Raw genomic sequence first — 15,917 nt, forward strand, 5'->3', positions numbered from 1 at the left:
CCGGCCGCCGCCCCGCTCCCGTTCCCGTCCCCCCTCCCCCGAGGTTGCCGCAGATGCTCGAGCTTCTCCTCCCGCCGCCCGTCGACCCGCTGTGGGACCTGACCGAGGCCTACGGCCTCGACCCGCGGCCCGAGCGGCTCAACCTGGTGCTGGGCGTGTACCGCGACCAGACGGGCGACACCCCGGTCATGGCGGCCGTGCGGGAGGCCGAGCTGCGCCTGGCGGAGCGGTCCGCCTCGAAGGAGTACCGCGGGCTCTCCGGGAACCTCGCCTTCAACCGCGCGATGCTCTCGCTGGTCCTGGGCTCCGGCTCGGCGGCCGAGCGCGCGGTGGCCGTGCAGACCGTGGCCGGCAGCGGCGCCCTGCGGCTGCTGGCGGACCTGGTCTGCCGGACCCGCCCGGGCACCACGGTGTGGATCAGCGACCCGGCGTACGTCAACCACCGGCCGATCCTCGAGGCCGCCGGGCTCACCGTGCGCACGTACGGCTGGGTGGACGCGCTGGGCCGGGCCGACAGCGCGGCGATGCTGCGGGACCTGGCGCAGGCGCGCCGCGACGACGTCGTCCTGCTCCAGGGCTGCTGTCACAACCCCACCGGCGCCGACCCGTCCGCGGAGGCCTGGGCCGCGCTGGCCGAGCTGGCGGGCCGCAACGGCTGGGTGCCGTTCGTCGACCTGGCGTACCACGGGCTCGGCGACGGGCTGGAGGCGGACCTGGCGGCGACCCGGCTGCTGGCGGACCGGGTGCCGGAGCTGCTGATCGCGATCAGCTGCTCGAAGAACTTCGGCCTCTACAACGACCGCACCGGCTGCGCGATCGTCGTCGGCGGCTCCCGGCAGTCGGCCCGGCACGCCGAGGCCGCGCTGCAGAACGCGGCGCGCACCCTGTACTCGATGCCGCCCGAGCACGGTGCGGCCGTCGTGACGGCCGTCCTGGAGGACCCGGGTCTGCGCACGCTCTGGCAGGCCGAACTGGACGGCATGCGGGGGCGGATCGAGGTCAACCGCACCGAACTCGCCGGCCGGCTCACGGTGTTGGGGCACACCGAGGAGGCCGCGACGCTCGCCCAGCAGAAGGGCATGTTCTCGATGCTGCCCCTCACGGCCCAACAGATGCTGCGGCTGCGCGACGAGTTCGCCATCTACGGCACGACCACGGGCCGCATCAACATCGCCGGCCTGCCGACGGACCGGGTCGACTGCGTGGCCCGGGGCATAGCGGGCGTCCTGGCCTGAGGCGCCGGGGCGCGGCGGTCGCCCGCGGTCAGCCGTCGCGGGCGGCCCGCCAGGCCCGCACCTCGGCCTCCACGTCGAACTCGGTCAGGCGCAGCGGCGGGCCGGGCGGCGGCCGGCGCAGTGCCGCGCGGATCTTCTCGTTGACCTCCGTGAGGACCTCCCGCACCCGTCGCTCGGTCCGGGCCGCGCGCACCGCCTCGCGCGCGTCCTCCGCCTCCTTGCGCAGCGCCAGCGCGGGCGGGAGCACGCCGAAGCCCTCGCGGTGCATCTTCTCCCTGATCCACCACATCTCGTCGTACGGGGCCTCCAGCGAGGCGAGCGGCTTGCCGTATCCCGGCAGGTCCTCGAAGGCGCCCTTCTCGGCCGCCTCGCGGATCTGCCGCTCCACCCAGGTCTCGAAGCCGACGCCCGGCGGCTTGCGCTCGGTCACGGTGCCTCCTCGCTCCGTCCCACGGATCCAACGTACCTCGCCGGCGGCCGGTGCCGCGGAGCCCGGGAGGGCGGGCGTTCTGGGAGGCTGGGGGCATGCACGCGCAGCAGTTCACCCGCGCCGACTCCGTCCCGGCCGACGTCCCGCGGGAGCTGGCCTCCTGTTGGGCGGACGTCCTCAACGCCGGGGGCGCGGTGGTCGCCCCCAGCCTCCCGATGCCTCCCGTCACCGCCGCCCAGGTGGCCCCCACCGTGGCGGAGCTGGTCGCGGGGCTGGACCCCGAGCGGTGCCGGCTGCTGGTGGCGCGCCGTGCCGGGGAGCTCGCGGGCTGGCTGGTCGTACGCCGGGATCCACACCCGCTGGTGGCCCACTGCGGGGTGGTCAACCACGTCCAGACCCATCCGCGGTTCCGCGGCCGGGGCGTCGGCGCGGCCCTGATGACGCGGGTCGCCGAGCTGGCCCGCACCGATATGGGGCTCGAACGGCTCCAGCTGAGCGCACGGTCCGGGTGCGGGTTGGAGGGGTTCTACCGGCGGCTGGGCTGGGTGGAGGTCGGGCGCTGGCCCGGGGCGCTGCGGGTGGCCCCCGGGGACGACCGCGACGACGTCCTGATGAGCCTGGTCCTCTGACCCGTCCAGGCCCCTCCCCTCCCGGCCCTCTCCCCACCGCCCCGACCGTCCCCGGCCACGCGAACGGCCCCACCCGCCACGCGGGTTACGGCGGCCCGCGCGCCGTCCGCCCCCCGTGCACCCGTGCCCCCTGGAGGTACCGCACGAAGCGAGCGATGATGGCCGGAGCCGTACGGATGATCGCGGATCACGGGGCCGCTGCCCGGGGTCCGTACCAGTGGCCCGCACCCGCGGTCCGCGCCCGCCGTCGGCCCGCATCGTCGGTACTCCGTCGAGAGGGGACGGCCTGCATGAGCGACGCCCCGCTGTACCTGGAGCCCCGGCTCAGCCCGGTCCCGGCGGCCCTGCTGCGTTCCGGGGCGTTCCTGCACTCCCTCGTCGAGGCCCTGGGGTCGCCGCTCAACGTCGTCCTGCCCGGGGAGATCGGGCGGAACGCCGCCGCCTTCGGCGCCGTGCTGCGCCGCCACCGACTGGCGGGCCGGATCTTCCTCGCCCACAAGACCACCGGCTCCAGCAGCCTGCTGCGCCACCTGGCGGCGACGGACACCGCACCGAGCACCGACCCGGTCCCCGGCCCGGAGCCCCGAACGGGCCCCGGACCGGGACCCGGACCGGGCCCCGGCTCCCCGCCCGGCCCCCGCGGCGCCCCCGGCGCGGCGACCGCCGCCACCGGTCTGGACGCCGCCTCCCTGGCGGAGCTGCAGCACGCCCTGGGCGCCGGCTTCACCCCCGACCGGATCCTGGCTACCGGCCCGAAGGACCCCGCGTTCCTCTGGCTCGCCGCGCGCTCCGGCGTGACGCTGGGCGCCGACGGGCCCGGCGAGCTGGAGCACGCGGCCCGCCTGGTGCGCAGGTACGGGCTCCCCCGCCTGCGCGTCCTGGTGCGGCTCTCGGAGTTCGAGACGACGGGGCCCCGCACCCTGTCCCGGCGCAGCCGCTTCGGCACCTCGGTCAAGGCGCTCGGGTCCCTGCTGGACCTGCTGGACAGGGAGCGGGACGCCCTGGACCCGGTCGGCGTCGGCTACCACCTCGACACCACGAGCCAGGACGAGAAGGCGGTGGCGCTGGAGGGGTGCCTGCGGGCCCTGGAGGAGCTGCGGTTACGGGACTTCCGGCCGCGCGCCGTGGACGTGGGCGGCGGCTTCGGCATCAGCTACCTGGCCCACGCCGCCCAGTGGGAGCGCTACACCACCGCCCTGACCGACGCCGCCCTGGGCCGCCGGCCGCCGCTCACCTGGGGCGGGCACGGCTACGGGCTGCGCGCCGAGAACGGCACCCTCAAAGGGGCGCTCGCGCTGTACCCCGCGCACCGCTCCGCCGCCGGAGCGGCCTACCTCGACGAGTTGCTGTCCCACCCGGCGCCCTCCCTGGGCCGCCCGCTGGGCACGCTGTTGCTGGAGAGCCTGTGCGACCTGTACGCCGAGCCCGGCCGGGCCCTGGCCGACCAGTGCGGGTTCACCCTCGGCCGGGTGCTGGAGGTGCGTACCGACGGCGCGGGACCGCCGTGGGTGCGCCTGGCGCTGAACGCGGGGGACGTCGGGCTGGAGGACCACGGCGTCCTGGTCGACCCGGTTCTGGTCCCGCGCGGACGGACCCCGTCCGGCCGGGAGGCCCCGTACGACCCGGCGGACCGGGCCGCCGCGGCCGACCGGACCGCCCCGGCAGGACCGCCGGTGGGCGTCCACCTCATGGGCAACCTCTGCCTGGAGGCCGATCTGATCACCCGCCGGACCGTCTTCCTGCCCCGGCTGCCGCACCCCGGGGACCTCCTCGCCTTCCCCAACACCGCGGCCTACTGCATGGACTTCACCGCCACCCGGGCCCAACGGCAACCCGTGGCCCGCAAGGTCGCGGTCACACCGGCCCGGGCCCTCGCGGGAACGGACGGCCGGGAATCGGACGACGGAGGAACGGACCACCGGGGCGGGAAGGAGGACGGAGCCTGGCGCTGGTGCCTCGACGAGCAGTACTGGCCGACCACGGAGACGGGGGTTTGAAGGGCGTGAGGTACGACAGCATCACCGAGGCCATCGGCAACACCCCGCTGGTGCGCATCGATCCGCGGGTGCACGGACTGAGGAACATCGACCTCTACGCCAAGCTGGAGATGCTCAACCCCTTCGGCTCGCTCAAGGACCGCGCCGCCTGGAACATGGTGCGCGACCGGCTCGCCGGCGCCGCGGACCGCGGCGAGACGGTGGTCGAGCTGTCGAGCGGCAACACCGCCAAGGCCCTCGCGCTGATCGCCGGCCTGCACGGGCTGCCGTTCAAGAGCGTGACGAACCGCATGCGGGTGCCGGAGATCAAGGACCTGCTGCTCCTGCTCGGCGCCGAGATCGAGGAGCTGCCCGGCCAGAGCGAGTGCCTCGACCCGACCGACACGGCCGATCCGCTGACCGTGTTCCACCAGCGGCTCGGCGAACCCGGCGGCGTCCACCTGCACACCGACCAGTACTTCAACCCGCTCAACGCCGATGCCCACGCGGCGGGTACCGGGCCGGAGATCATCGCGGACCTGGACGGCCGGGCACCCGACTACCTCGTCGCCTGCGTGGGCACCGCCGGGTCCTCGTCCGGGGTGGCCCGCGCGCTGCGCGCCCACGACCCGGGGGTGCGCGTGATCGGCCTGGTGGGCGGGAAGGCGGACTTCATCCCGGGCATCCGCACCGCGGACGAGGTGCGGGAGGTGGGCCTTTTCGACCCGGCGGTGTACGACGCGATCGAGCCGGTGGGTTCGGACGAGGCGCTGGACGGCATGCTGGTGCTGCTGCGCCGGTGCGGGCTGCTGTCCGGGCCGACCGGTGGGGCCGCCTACTTCGGTGCGGTGCGCCATCTCCGCCCGGTGGACGCCGAGTTGACGGAGCGTCGGACAGCGGTGTTCGTGGTGTGCGACCGGACGGAGAGCTACCTCAGCTACGTACGGGCGCGCCGGCCCGAGCTGCTCGGGCGGCCGGCCGTACGGAACTCCGTGGCCACCGTCACCGCGGCCGAGCTGGCAGCCGCGAGGACGGTGGAGGTGGACGAGGCGCGCAAGTGGACCGAGTCGGGGCAGCCGCTGGTGGTGGACCTGCGCGGCCCGTTCGCGTACGGGGCGCTGCACATCGACGGCTCGCTGAACATCGTCGACGAGCTGTTCGCCGAACTCGTCCGGGGCGGAATGCCGTTCAGCACCAGCCGGCCGGTGCTGCTGGCCTGCCCGGTCGGGGAGCAGTCGCTGCGGTACGCGGCCCTCCTCACCCGTATGGGCCATCCGGACGTGCGCAGCCTCGCGGGCGGCATCGTCGCCTGGCGGGACGCCGGCGCCCCGCTGGTGCGCGACTGATGGCCGACCCGACGCCCGACCCGACGCCCGACCGGACGCCCGACCGGACGCCCGACCGGACGAACCGCCCGACGGCCGGCCCGACGAACCGCCCGACGACCGACCCGGCGACCGTCCCGAGGACCGGTCCGACCGGTCCTGCGACGGGTCCGACGACCGCCCCGGTACAGGTGCCCGATCCGCGCGCCGAACTGGCCGCCCTGGCCGCGTGGCAGCTCCCGTTGCGCGCCCAGTTCCCGATCGTGGCGGGGGCCGACGGGGGCGCGGGGGCGCCGACCGGGGTGCCGGGCCCCGCCTACCTGGACAGCGCCGCGACCGCGCAGAAGCCGCGGGCCGTGCTGGACGCCGTCCACGCGTACCTGACCACCTCCAACGCGAACTCCGGCCGCGGCTCCTACCCGTGGGCGAACGCCACGACCGCCCTGGTGGCGGCCACCCGCGACCGGGTCAAGCGGTTCCTCGGCGACCCGGATCCGGAGCGTTCCACGGTGCACTTCACCAGCGGCGCCTCGGAGGGCCTGCGCACCGTCGCCCGGGACTGGCTGCCGGACCTGCTCGCGGACGGCGACGAGATCGTCGTCCCGTACGGCGACCACCGGGCGAACCTGGTGCCGTGGCAGGAGGCCCGCGACCTGCTGGCCCGGCAGGGGGTGCGGATCACCGTGCACGAGCTGCCCTGCCAGGCCGGGTCCGGCGACTACGACCCGGCGGCGCTCGGCCGGATCGTCGGGCCCCGCACCCGGTTCGTGGCCGCCACGCACGTGCACCACGTCTACGGCGCCGACATGAACGTGCACCGCATCCGCGAGGCGGTCGGACCGGACGTGGTGATCTGCCTGGACGCGGCGCAGAGCGTGGGCCACCAGCCGGTGTCCCTCGCCGGTCTGGACGTGGACTTCCTGGTGTTCTCCGGACACAAGGCCCTCGCCCTGCCCGGGACGGGGGCGGTGTGGGCGCGGGGCCGACGCGGACCCGCGTTCCGCCCCGGTGGCTGGCCCGGTACGCCCAACACCGCGGGCATCGCGAGCCTGGCGGCCGCGCTGGACTGGCTGGCGGACGCCGACGTCGGGCGGATCAGCCGCTGGACGACCGCGCTGACGGCCGTGCTGACCGACGGCCTGAGCCGGCTGCCGGCGTACGAGGTGCTCGGCTGCACGACCAGTCTCGCGGCGGACTCCCCCGTGCAGCGGCGGGGCAGCATCGCGACCTTCCGGCACCACGGGATCGGCTCGCAGGACCTGGGGTTCGTGCTGTTCAGCGAAGGCTTCATGGTGCGCTCCGACGACCACTGCCAGGCCGGGCGGAGTGTACGGGAGGGGTCGGTGCGCGTCAGCCTCCACGTGTACAACACACTCGAAGAGGTGGAGAAGTTGCTGGAGTCCCTCGCCAAGCTGCAATGATTTTCACTATGCAGGTGAGTGCGGTGACGGCCGGGCACTGGGTGGAGCGCTGGGAGTGCCAGCAGCAGCGGTACGCGGTCGACCGGGAGGAGCGGTTCACGGTCATCGCGGACGTCGTGGAGCACATCGCGCTGGACCGGCCCGCTCCGCTCGTGCTCGACCTCGGCAGCGGACCGGGGGCCCTGGCCGCGCTCCTGGCCGACCGGCTGCCCGGCGCCGAGGTGCTGGCGGTGGACGCCGATCCCCTGCTGCTGGAACTGGGCCGGGCCCACTACGGCGACCGCGTGCGGTACGTACGGGCGCTGATCGGCGCGCCGGGCTGGCTGGCCGAACTCGAACTGGACCGCCCGGTGGACGCGGTGGTGTCCGCCACGGCGCTGCACTACCTGAGCGAGTCCGCGCTGCGCGGGGTGTACCGGGAGCTGGCCGGGCAGCTGCGGCCCGGTGGGGTCCTCGTCAACGGCGACCACATCGGCCCCGACTCCGCCTTCCTGCGCGAGCTGGCCCTGGACGTCGGCCGCCGCCACGCCGAGCGCAACCTGTCCTTCACCCACGAGGACTGGCAGTCCTGGTGGTCCGGCGCGGCCGCGGACCCGGAGCTGGCGCCGTTCCTGACCTGCGACACGGACTCCGCCCACCCGCCGTGCGAGGGCAACGACCTGCCCGTCTCGGCCCACGTCGCCCTGCTCCGCGAGGCCGGCTTCCGGCACGTCGGCACGGTCTGGCAGTACGGCAACAGCCGCGTCCTGACCGCCGTCCGCTGAGCGGCGTCCGGTCCGCCCCCGGATCCGCCCTCGCCGCGGGCGGGGCGGATCCGGGGGGCACACCGGTGGGCGGCGGGGCGCACCTCGGCGGGAAAGCGGAAAGCCGCTTGCCGGAGGGCCACGCGGCGGACGATGCTCGCCGTATGGATCTCCCTGCACAGCAGCCCCCGCACGTCATCACGGTCGACGACACCCTCGTCCTCCGCCGCTTCGAGGGCGAGGCGGACCTCCCGGAGTTGCACCGGGTCATCGACGAGTCCCTCGACCACCTGCGGCCGTGGCTGGACTGGGTCGAGGACCACAGCCCCGCGCGCACCGCCGAGTTCCTCGCGGTGCGGGACGAACGCTGGGAGGCGGGCGAGGAGTTCGCGTACGCCGTCGTGCTCGACGGCGCGCTCGTCGGGGCCTGCGGGCTCCACCGGCACGAGGACACGCCCGCCGACGCGTTCGAGATCGGCTACTGGCTCCACCCCGCCGCCACGGGCCGGGGCGTGGCGGTCCGGGCCGCGCGCGCCCTGACCGGGGCGGCCTTCCGGCTGCCCGGCGTCGAGCAGCTCCTCGTCGTCCACGAGCCCGGCAACCACGCCAGCGCCGCGATCCCGCCCCGCCTGGGCTTCACCGAGCGCGCGCGGATGCACGACGGCGGCACGGAGTTCCGCGTCTGGGGCCTGGCCCGCACGTCCTAGTGCTGTGCCGCGTCAGCTCGTGGAGGGGTGCAGGTGGACGGCTCGACAGTTCGAAGCCTTCCGGTCTGCCGTAAGGCTTCTCGCGTTCTCGAGGAGGATCAGATGGCAGACCTTGTTGTCCGCAGAGCGGGCGCCGAGGACCGCGACGTCCTGGAACGACTCTGGCCGCTCTTCCTGCACGACCTGTCGGAGTTCTGGGGCGTCCTGCCGAACCCGGATGGAACATACCGCCGCGAGTGGCTGGAGTCGGCGATCGGCGACCCCACCTGGTCGGCGTATCTCGTATGGTCTGGCGACCGGCCGGTCGGCTTTGCGTTCGTACGCGCGCTGGACAGCGAGGTGCGCGTGCTGAACAGCTTCTTCGTGGTGCGTGGGGCACGCCGGTCGGGCCTCGGGTTGCGAGCGGTGCAGGCCGTCCTGGCCGCGCACCCTGGCCGATGGGAGATCGCTTTTCAGGAGGAGAACGCGGGCGCGGCACGCTTCTGGCGTCACGTCGCTTCCGAAGTCGCGGGCGAGGCCTGGACCGAGGAGCGGCGACCGGTGCCTGGGAAGCCTGAGCTGCCGGGGAACACATGGGTTGCCTTCGATGCGCGGTAGTCCTCCTTCGCGTGAGTTCGTGAAAGGGGTGTTGGTCAGGCCGGCCGATCACCGAGGTAGGGGTGGCAGGCACAGTCCGTGCAGTCGATAGGTAGGCCCGTGGGCACGCGTACTGCGACCCGCGCGTCGGGATGTCGGCGCCCGGCGGCCGGCGTCAGACCCCGCCCGACAGCCGGACGGCGGGGTCGGCGAGCGCGAGGGTCGCCGCGGTGAACGTCAGCGACCGGTGGGGGCCGACGACCGACACCGCGAGCCGGCCGTCCGGGAGCGGTTCGAGGGAGACCTCGCGCCGCTCGTCGGCGAGCAGCCCGTGCACGCGCAGTCCCGCCGCGCCGCCGAACACCAGCGAGAAGACGAACGTGTTGTACGGCTTCCCGCCCCACTCCGGCCGGGGCCGGTCGGGCAGCTGCCGGGTCTCGAAGGCGAGGGTCACCGACACGTCGCGCTCGTCGACGTGCGCGGAGAACATCAGGCAGTCGCCGAGCGCCGGCGGGGTCGCGTACAGCTCGTGCAGCGCGGCGAGCGCCGCCCGCACGTCGGGGTGGGCGGCGGGGTCAGAGGTGCTCATAGAACGTCTTCGCGGTCGTGGGCGGAACGGTGCGGTGGAGGCGGGCGTCGAGCCGGCGCACGAACTGGTGCGGGCCCCCGTCCCCGCCGTCCGCGGCACGCGTGAACGCGCTGAGGTGCCCGGCGAGCACGGACGCGTTCGCCGTGAAGCGCAGCAGCACGCCGGCACCGGCGGCCCGCACGGCCAGCCGGTGCCCGGGCAGTTCCTCGAAGCCGAAGTCCACGGTGGCGGGCGGCTGCCAGCCGTCCATCTCGAGGTCCTCGACGTGGGAGAACTGCAGGTGGCACTGCACGGTGTCGGCGGGCTGCCCCTCCCAGCGGTCGGCGAAGCCGGGCAGGTCGAGGCGGAGGGTGACGGTGGGCGCCCACCCGTCCAGGTGCACCGACCGCAGCCGCACCCCGGTCAGCGCCGGCAGGTCGTCGTACAGCGGGTCGAACACGGCCGCCCGGTTGTCGACGAGATCGCTCCAGGTCATCGGACCGGGTCACTCCAGGTCATAGTAGTAGTGCTCCTCGGCTCCCGGGATCTGCCCGTTCCGGGTGTCATCGTACGGCCGCACGTGGACGTGGGGCGGTTGGTAGCCGGGCTCGCCGGGCGTCTGGTGGCCGAACCAGTGGTCCTGGAAGACGACGATGTCCCCGTTGGGGTGCTCGTACCACTCCTCGGTGTAGTAGATCGGCTTGCCGTCGGGGCCCAGGATCTGCTTGCCGCCCGCCCACTCCGGGCCGCGGGCCGGCGTCCACTCGTTCACGTCGAAGGGTTCGGTGCCCTCCGGGATGCCCGCGTCGCGCAGGGCCTGCTGCCTGGCCTCCTCCATGGAGCGCCCGACCTTCGGGCAGGCATCGGGGGCCAGGCCGAGCGCGTCGGACCAGACGAACGGGTTGAGGACGTAGGCCGACGGGTTCGGAGCGGGGGCCAGCCCGAGGGGGTCCGCCGTGGCGTAGCGGGCCGTCTCCGGGTCGTAGTAGCGGAAGAGGTTGTAGTGCAGACCGCTCTCGTGGTCGGCGTACTGGCCCGGGTAGCGCAGCGGCGTGTAGGCGGTGGCCCCGGCATTCCAGCCGGTGCTGCCCCAGGTCGTGGCGCGGGCGCGCCAGGCGATCTCCCCGTCCTCGGCGACGAGTTCCAGCGGGGTGCCGATGAGGTCGGTGACGACGGCGAAGAACCGGCGGTCGATCTCGCGCTGGGACAGCGGGCCGGTGGTCCCGGCGAGCGGTCCGACGGCGGCGCCCTCGGGGTCCGTGCCGCGGGTGCCCGCGCCGGTGGGCGCACCGCCGGCCGGGGCGAGCATCCGCTCCGTCTGTGTGATCGGCCGCAGGCCGTCGTGGTCCCACGTCAGGGCGACCTGGTGGCCGGCCGCGGTGGTGGTGAGCTCCTCGCAGAGGGTGGTGCCGTCCCAGACGAAGACGGTCTGCTCCGCGACGGTGACGCCGTCGGCGGCCAGTCGCTGCTTGCCGCTGCGGCGGCCCAGCGGGTCGTAGGTGTAGCGCCAGACCGTGCCGTCGGGGGTGGTCACCCCGGTGAGACGGTCCTCGCCGTCCCACGCGTAGCGCCAGGTGTCGGGCCGCCGCGACGGGCGGCTCTTGCGGCGCAGCGTCATCCGGCCCAGGTCGTCGTGCTCGTAGCGGACGGAGCCGGCCCGGACGATCCGGGTGCCCGCGTAGGTGCGGGTGCCGGTGGCCTCGGCGCCGCCCGGGTGGTGGCCCGGCCAGGACGCCTCGGTGACGTTGCCGGCGGTGTCGTAGGCGTAGCGCTCGGTCCAGCCCTCGGCGGTGACCGCGGTGACCCGGCCCACCGGGTCGAGGTCGAAGCGCCGCTCGCCGCCGAGGAGGTCGTCGACGGCCAGCGGGACGCCGTCCGACCGGTACTGGTAGCCGCGCCGCTGCAGGGTGCGTCCCCCGGTGGTGCCGACCCGCTGGTCCAGGACGCGGCCGAGTTCGTCGCGCGCGGTCTCCACCACGAGGGCGCCGGTGCGCAGGGCCGTCTCGTGACCGAGGGCGTCACGGTCGAAGTCGACGCGGCGGTCGCCGGCCGTGAGCGAGGCGCGGCGGCCCGCTCCGTCGTACGTCCACGTGCTCACGGCGCCCGACGGCGTGGTGCGGGAGGCGACCCGGCCGAGGGCGTCGTACGTGCGGTGCAGGGTCCGGCCGTCGACGGTCTCGGAGCGGATCCGGCCGGTCCGGTCGCGCACGTAGACGATGCGGGACGTCGGTCCGGTGACGGCGGCGAGGCGGTCGGACGCGTCGTACTCGTAGCGGGTGACGCTGCCGTCGACCTCGCGTTCGACGCGCCGGTCCAGCTCGTCGTAGGCGAAGCGGGTGGTGCGGCCGGCGGGGTCGGTGCGCGCGGTCAGGCGACCGGCTGCGTCGTGCTCGTAGATGACGGTGCGGCCGTCGTAGTCGGTCTCGGTCGCGGGCAGGCCGGCCGGGTCGTAGGTGTACGTCCAGCGGCCCTGCGGGCCGGTCACCTCGGTGAGGCGCAGTTCGGCGTCGCGGGCGAAGGCGTGGTGGGCGCCGTCGGGGTCGGTGCGGCCGGCCAGGACGTCGAAGTGACCGTAGGAGAACGAGGTCAGGCCGCCGGCCGCGTCCCGGTGGGTGAGGCAGTTGCCCTCGCCGTCGTAGGTCCACTCCTGGTACGCGCCGTCCGGCTCGGTGCGGCGCGCCGGGCGGCCCTCGCGGGTCCAGGCCAGCCCGGTGGTCCGGCCGAGGGCGTCGGTGACGCGCACCGCCCGGCCGAACGCGTCGCGCTCGTAGCGGGTGACCGCGCCCAGCGGGTCGGTGATCTCGACGGGGAGTCCGGCGCGGTCGTTGCGGATCCGGGTGGTGCCGCCGAGCGCGTCGGTGACGGCGGTGAGGTGGCCGTGCTCGTCGTAGGTGTAGCGGGTGGTCGCGCCGGCCGGGTTGGTGAGGGTCAGGCGGTTGCCGTGCTCGTCGTAGGTGTGGCGCCAGGTGGTGCGGTCGGCCCTGGTCTGCAGCTCCGGCCGGCCCTGCTCGTCGTACCGGGTGGTGAGTTCGCGGCCGTCGGGCCGGACCACCCGGGTCAGCCGGCCGTGCTCGTCCCGGTGGAACCGGGTGGTGCGCCCGAGCGGATCGGTGCGGGAGACGAGCCGGTCCCGGCGGTCGTACGCGGAACGGGTGACCGCCCCCGTCGCGCCGGTCTCGGACACGATCCGACAGCGCTCGTCGACGGTGTAGCGGCGGACCTGTCCGGCGGCCGTCGTGGTGGTGGTCACGCGGTGGCCGGTGGCCGGGTCGGTGGCGCCGTAGGAGAGGGTCAGGGCGTAGTGGCCGGCGGCACCGCCTTCCGCCGTGCAGCGGTCCTCGTCGTCGTAGGCGTAGTCGTAACGGCTGCCGTTGGTGTCGGTCCAGGAGGTGATCCGGGCCCGGTCGTCGTACGCGAAACGCAGGGGCAGGCCTGAGGAGTTCACGACCTCGGTGAGGTGACCGTCGGTGTAGCCGTAGTCGAGGAGGCGGCCGCCGTCGGCCAGCGAGAGCGCGGTGACCCGGCCCTCGGAGGTCTCCAGCAGCAGGTGGTAGCCGCCGCTGTGGTGGATGCCGGTGGGGGCGCCCGCGTGGTCGTACGCGAACTGTGCGAAGTTGCCGTTGCGGTCGGTGATCTGCTCGATCCGTCCGTCCGCGTCGAAGTGGTGGACCCGTCCCGTCTCCGGGTCGGTGAGGGTGTAGTCGCCGTCGGGGGTCCGGGCCAGGGGCCGGCGCGGGCCCCTGGGCGCGTACACGGGGACGCCGGGGGCCGGGTGGGGGTAGGGAAGGATCAGTCCGTCGTCGGTGACGAGGACGACCCCTTCGGCGTCGATCTCCAGGTGCTGGTCGACGGTGCTGGCCCAGGTGGGGCCGAACCAGCGGCCGGCGCGGTAGCCGGACTCCGCGCGCCGGGTGAAGGCGAGCGGCAGCGTGCCGGGCAGGACCACGTCGGTCTGCGGCAGGAACATCCGGCCGGTGGCGAGGTCGACGGGGTCGGTGCCGTCGCACTTGCGCTCGGCGTCGGGCTGGTCGTGCCGGGTGTGGGAGTGGGGGCGGTCGGCGGCCTTCTCCGCGGCGCGCGCGGGTCCGGGGACGTCGTCCGCGAGGCGGGCGGCGCGGGCGATGCCGGCGCCTTCCTTGAGGGCGCCGAGGCCCTTGGTGCCGACGAGTTCGGGGATGAGCTTGCCGATGCCCTCCCCCGGGTCCTTCATGAAGTCGTCGACCATCGTCCTCGCCGTGCCGACCGGGTCGTTGACGGCGGTCACCAGGCCCGCGGCGGTCGAGTTGAGGCCGGTGAGGTACTCGGCGGGGTGGGTGAGATTGTACGGGTCGGTGGGGTTGACCGAGCGGGCGAAGTTGAGGAGTCCGGCGGTGCCCTTGACGACCCCGCCCACGACGTGGTTGGCGTCGATCTGCATGCCGACGAAGCCGTCTTCGAGCTGCTCGCCGTACGAGGGCTTCGGCGGGGCCGTGTCGCGGGCGGCGGCGATCGCGGTGTGCGCGGTCTTCGCGGCGTCGTTGCGCTGGCGGCGGGCCTCGGTGAGCTTCTCGTACGCGCCCTTGAGGGCGGACTCGCCGGGGTCGGTGAAGCCGGACGGCCGCTCGGGCAGGTCGTCCTTGCCGCCCTTGAGCGCCGTGTTGTAGGCGTCGACGCGCTTGTTGTAGTCGGCCCGGGCGTCCTCGGAGGCCTTCTTCGCGGCCTCGTACTCCGCGAGCGCCTCGGCGGCCTGGCCCTGCGCCCACTCCACGGTGTCCGCGAACGCCGTCAGGGCGCCGGCCGCCTTCTCGAAGGCGTCGGCGGCCTTGAACCACTTCGGCGGCTGCTTCGCGGACGCCTCCCCGAACGCCCGCGCCGACTCGCCCTTGATGGCGGAGGAGTCCAGGCCCTTGAGCCCGTTGCCCACCTGGTCGAAGTGCGTCTGGAAGCCGGACAGGCTCTTCGCGGCGCCCCGGATCGCCGGCACGCTGCCGTACACCAGCTTCTTCGGGTCGTCGGTCTCGTCGAGCTCCAACTCGGCGACGTCCGCACCCATCTGGTTGGCCAGCGAACGGCTCTTCTCGCGCAGCCAGTCGGCGCCGCTGTCCCAACCCGCCTTCTCGACCAGGTCCGCGGACTTGTCGCCCAGCCACTCGGCGCCGTCGCCGAGGCCCTCGACCAGGTCCTCGCCCGCGTCTTCCACCACGTCGGGCACGAAATCGCGCCACCCCATCGGCAGCCGCCCCCTTCGTACCCGTCGCCGTCCAGCGGATCTTCACCGTATCCCGCTGCTCGGACGGGGCGGCCACAGGGGGTGCGCGACTCCGGCGCCCGGCGCCGGATCCGTCAGGGGTGGGGCCGCGCGGGACACCGCCCCACCCCCGTGTGCGGTCAGCTCATCAGCGGGGAGCCGTTGAGGTTCCAGGTGATGGGGCCCTTGTTGTCGCCGGCGACGTCGTACACGGCGGTGGCGTCGCCGGACCACTGCTTGCCGTGGTCGAGGGCGGCGGCCGGCGTCACGCAGCCGACCTCCGCGTTCGGGTTGCTCTCGAGGGCCTTGTTGATGTCCTCGGCGAAGTCACAGGTCTTGCTGGTGACCACGGTGTCGGCGCCGCCCGGGAAGCGGCTCTCCAAGCGCACGGTCACCTTGAAGGAGGTGAACCGCTTGCTGGTGAAGTCGGACTGGCCGTCGTTGGGGCCGACCTTCCAGTGGAAGCGGAAGGTGCCGCGGACCTTGTCGCCGGGGAGGGCCTCGACGCAGGTGGGGATGCCCACCCACGTCTCGGGGATGGCACCCGACATCGCGATGATCCTGCTGTTGTCCTTCGTGGTGCACGTCTCCGCCGCGGCGGCGGGCTGCGCGGTGGCCAGGATCCCGCAGAAGGAGACCGCGGTTGCGGCGAGAGCGGAAGCGCGCATGCGCGTCTGATTCATGATCATCTCCAGATGGATGGTGGTTGACCGGAGTCAAAGGGGTGAAGGGCGGAGCCGCGGGCGACGGCCGCGGCGTTCGGCCCACGGGCCGCTCGGTCGCTCGACCGCTGGGCCACACGGCAGCCCGGGACCACAGGGGCGCATCCGCGCCGGGATTCCGGCACGGGCCCGAACGGTGCGGGTACTTCGCCGATGAGTTGGGGCCGCTCGCCCGTGCGTTCAAATCCGCCGGCAAGCCGACGCGAAGAACGGGCCTTCGGGCCATGACGGCGTGCCATGCCTCGGGCTCGACCCTCCCGGATATCCGGGAGAGGGGAATGGTCACGACATCCCCGAGCACAGCCGTCTGCAAAAGACCATACACACGATTTCCGGCTCCGCGGCCTCGGACGCCTCC

Annotated in this window: 13 protein-coding genes; 8 read left to right on the forward strand and 5 right to left on the reverse strand. The window is 74.2% G+C overall.

Annotated features, from left to right (window positions below; all coding sequences use genetic code 11):
• The first annotated feature begins 53 nt into the window (after positions 1 to 53).
• The gene (locus ACIQCH_RS24185; RefSeq protein ID WP_402584034.1) at positions 54 to 1,235 is read left to right on the forward strand and encodes an aromatic amino acid transaminase; all 1,182 of its coding nucleotides are present in this window, start codon (positions 54 to 56) and stop codon (positions 1,233 to 1,235) included.
• Between the two features lie 28 nt (positions 1,236 to 1,263).
• Here ACIQCH_RS24185 and ACIQCH_RS24190 read toward each other — a convergent pair whose 3' ends face one another.
• Positions 1,264 to 1,665, reverse strand: coding sequence for a DUF1992 domain-containing protein (locus ACIQCH_RS24190; RefSeq protein ID WP_402584036.1), 402 nt, complete (start codon positions 1,663 to 1,665; stop codon positions 1,264 to 1,266).
• Between the two features lie 95 nt (positions 1,666 to 1,760).
• On the opposite strand from ACIQCH_RS24190, the gene ACIQCH_RS24195 reads away from it, so the two are divergent.
• From ACIQCH_RS24195 to ACIQCH_RS24225, 7 genes are all read left to right on the forward strand, one after another.
• Entirely contained in the window at positions 1,761 to 2,294 is a 534-nt protein-coding gene (locus ACIQCH_RS24195; RefSeq protein ID WP_402584037.1) for a GNAT family N-acetyltransferase, read from the forward strand.
• Positions 2,295 to 2,584: 290 nt separating this feature from the next.
• Positions 2,585 to 4,291 carry a Y4yA family PLP-dependent enzyme gene (locus ACIQCH_RS24200; protein ID WP_402584039.1) on the forward strand — a complete coding sequence of 569 codons (1,707 nt, stop codon included), beginning with the start codon at positions 2,585 to 2,587 and terminating at the stop codon, positions 4,289 to 4,291.
• Positions 4,292 to 4,296: 5 nt separating this feature from the next.
• The gene (locus ACIQCH_RS24205) at positions 4,297 to 5,616 is read left to right on the forward strand and encodes a pyridoxal-phosphate dependent enzyme (RefSeq protein WP_402584040.1); all 1,320 of its coding nucleotides are present in this window, start codon (positions 4,297 to 4,299) and stop codon (positions 5,614 to 5,616) included.
• On the forward strand, positions 5,616 to 7,016 hold the full coding sequence (locus ACIQCH_RS24210; RefSeq protein ID WP_402584042.1) for an aminotransferase class V-fold PLP-dependent enzyme: 1,401 nt from the start codon (positions 5,616 to 5,618) through the stop codon (positions 7,014 to 7,016). The genes ACIQCH_RS24205 and ACIQCH_RS24210 overlap by 1 nt, the downstream gene beginning before the upstream one ends.
• Before the next feature lie 8 nt (positions 7,017 to 7,024).
• On the forward strand, positions 7,025 to 7,780 hold the full coding sequence (locus ACIQCH_RS24215; RefSeq protein ID WP_402584044.1) for a class I SAM-dependent methyltransferase: 756 nt from the start codon (positions 7,025 to 7,027) through the stop codon (positions 7,778 to 7,780).
• Positions 7,781 to 7,923: 143 nt separating this feature from the next.
• Entirely contained in the window at positions 7,924 to 8,466 is a 543-nt protein-coding gene (locus ACIQCH_RS24220) for a GNAT family N-acetyltransferase (RefSeq protein WP_402584046.1), read from the forward strand.
• A gap of 102 nt (positions 8,467 to 8,568) precedes the next feature.
• Positions 8,569 to 9,063: a GNAT family N-acetyltransferase gene (locus ACIQCH_RS24225; protein WP_402584048.1), complete on the forward strand. Its 495-nt coding sequence runs from the start codon at positions 8,569 to 8,571 to the stop codon at positions 9,061 to 9,063.
• A 154-nt stretch (positions 9,064 to 9,217) separates the two neighbouring features.
• On the opposite strand, the gene ACIQCH_RS24230 is transcribed toward ACIQCH_RS24225, so the two are convergent.
• The 4 genes from ACIQCH_RS24230 to ACIQCH_RS24245 all read right to left on the reverse strand — a co-directional run bounded on the left by ACIQCH_RS24230 (position 9,218) and on the right by ACIQCH_RS24245 (position 15,520).
• Positions 9,218 to 9,631 (reverse strand): Imm50 family immunity protein, encoded by a 414-nt coding sequence (locus tag ACIQCH_RS24230; protein WP_402584050.1) that lies wholly within the window; start codon positions 9,629 to 9,631, stop codon positions 9,218 to 9,220.
• Positions 9,618 to 10,106 carry an Imm50 family immunity protein gene (locus tag ACIQCH_RS24235; protein ID WP_402584051.1) on the reverse strand — a complete coding sequence of 163 codons (489 nt, stop codon included), beginning with the start codon at positions 10,104 to 10,106 and terminating at the stop codon, positions 9,618 to 9,620. Before ACIQCH_RS24235 ends, ACIQCH_RS24230 begins: the two co-directional genes overlap by 14 nt.
• A 9-nt stretch (positions 10,107 to 10,115) precedes the next feature.
• Positions 10,116 to 14,819 carry a putative T7SS-secreted protein gene (locus ACIQCH_RS24240; RefSeq protein WP_402584053.1) on the reverse strand — a complete coding sequence of 1,568 codons (4,704 nt, stop codon included), beginning with the start codon at positions 14,817 to 14,819 and terminating at the stop codon, positions 10,116 to 10,118.
• 158 nt (positions 14,820 to 14,977) lie between these two features.
• Positions 14,978 to 15,520, reverse strand: a complete 543-nt coding sequence (locus ACIQCH_RS24245; RefSeq protein WP_402584055.1) for a hypothetical protein — start codon at positions 15,518 to 15,520, stop codon at positions 14,978 to 14,980.
• Positions 15,521 to 15,917: the final 397 nt, after the last annotated feature.

Source organism: Streptomyces sp. NPDC093225 (genome assembly GCF_044753805.1).
Classification (GTDB): domain Bacteria; phylum Actinomycetota; class Actinomycetes; order Streptomycetales; family Streptomycetaceae; genus Streptomyces.

Coding starts and splice junctions, on each gene's coding strand:
- ACIQCH_RS24240 (WP_402584053.1), bottom strand. CDS start 14,819: ATGGGGTGGCGCGATTTCGTGCCCGACGTGGTGGAAGACGCGGGCGAG.
- ACIQCH_RS24245 (WP_402584055.1), bottom strand. CDS start 15,520: ATGAATCAGACGCGCATGCGCGCTTCCGCTCTCGCCGCAACCGCGGTC.
- ACIQCH_RS24185 (WP_402584034.1), top strand. CDS start 54: ATGCTCGAGCTTCTCCTCCCGCCGCCCGTCGACCCGCTGTGGGACCTG.
- ACIQCH_RS24195 (WP_402584037.1), top strand. CDS start 1,761: ATGCACGCGCAGCAGTTCACCCGCGCCGACTCCGTCCCGGCCGACGTC.
- ACIQCH_RS24225 (WP_402584048.1), top strand. CDS start 8,569: ATGGCAGACCTTGTTGTCCGCAGAGCGGGCGCCGAGGACCGCGACGTC.
- ACIQCH_RS24220 (WP_402584046.1), top strand. CDS start 7,924: ATGGATCTCCCTGCACAGCAGCCCCCGCACGTCATCACGGTCGACGAC.
- ACIQCH_RS24200 (WP_402584039.1), top strand. CDS start 2,585: ATGAGCGACGCCCCGCTGTACCTGGAGCCCCGGCTCAGCCCGGTCCCG.
- ACIQCH_RS24230 (WP_402584050.1), bottom strand. CDS start 9,631: ATGAGCACCTCTGACCCCGCCGCCCACCCCGACGTGCGGGCGGCGCTC.
- ACIQCH_RS24210 (WP_402584042.1), top strand. CDS start 5,616: ATGGCCGACCCGACGCCCGACCCGACGCCCGACCGGACGCCCGACCGG.
- ACIQCH_RS24215 (WP_402584044.1), top strand. CDS start 7,025: ATGCAGGTGAGTGCGGTGACGGCCGGGCACTGGGTGGAGCGCTGGGAG.
- ACIQCH_RS24235 (WP_402584051.1), bottom strand. CDS start 10,106: ATGACCTGGAGCGATCTCGTCGACAACCGGGCGGCCGTGTTCGACCCG.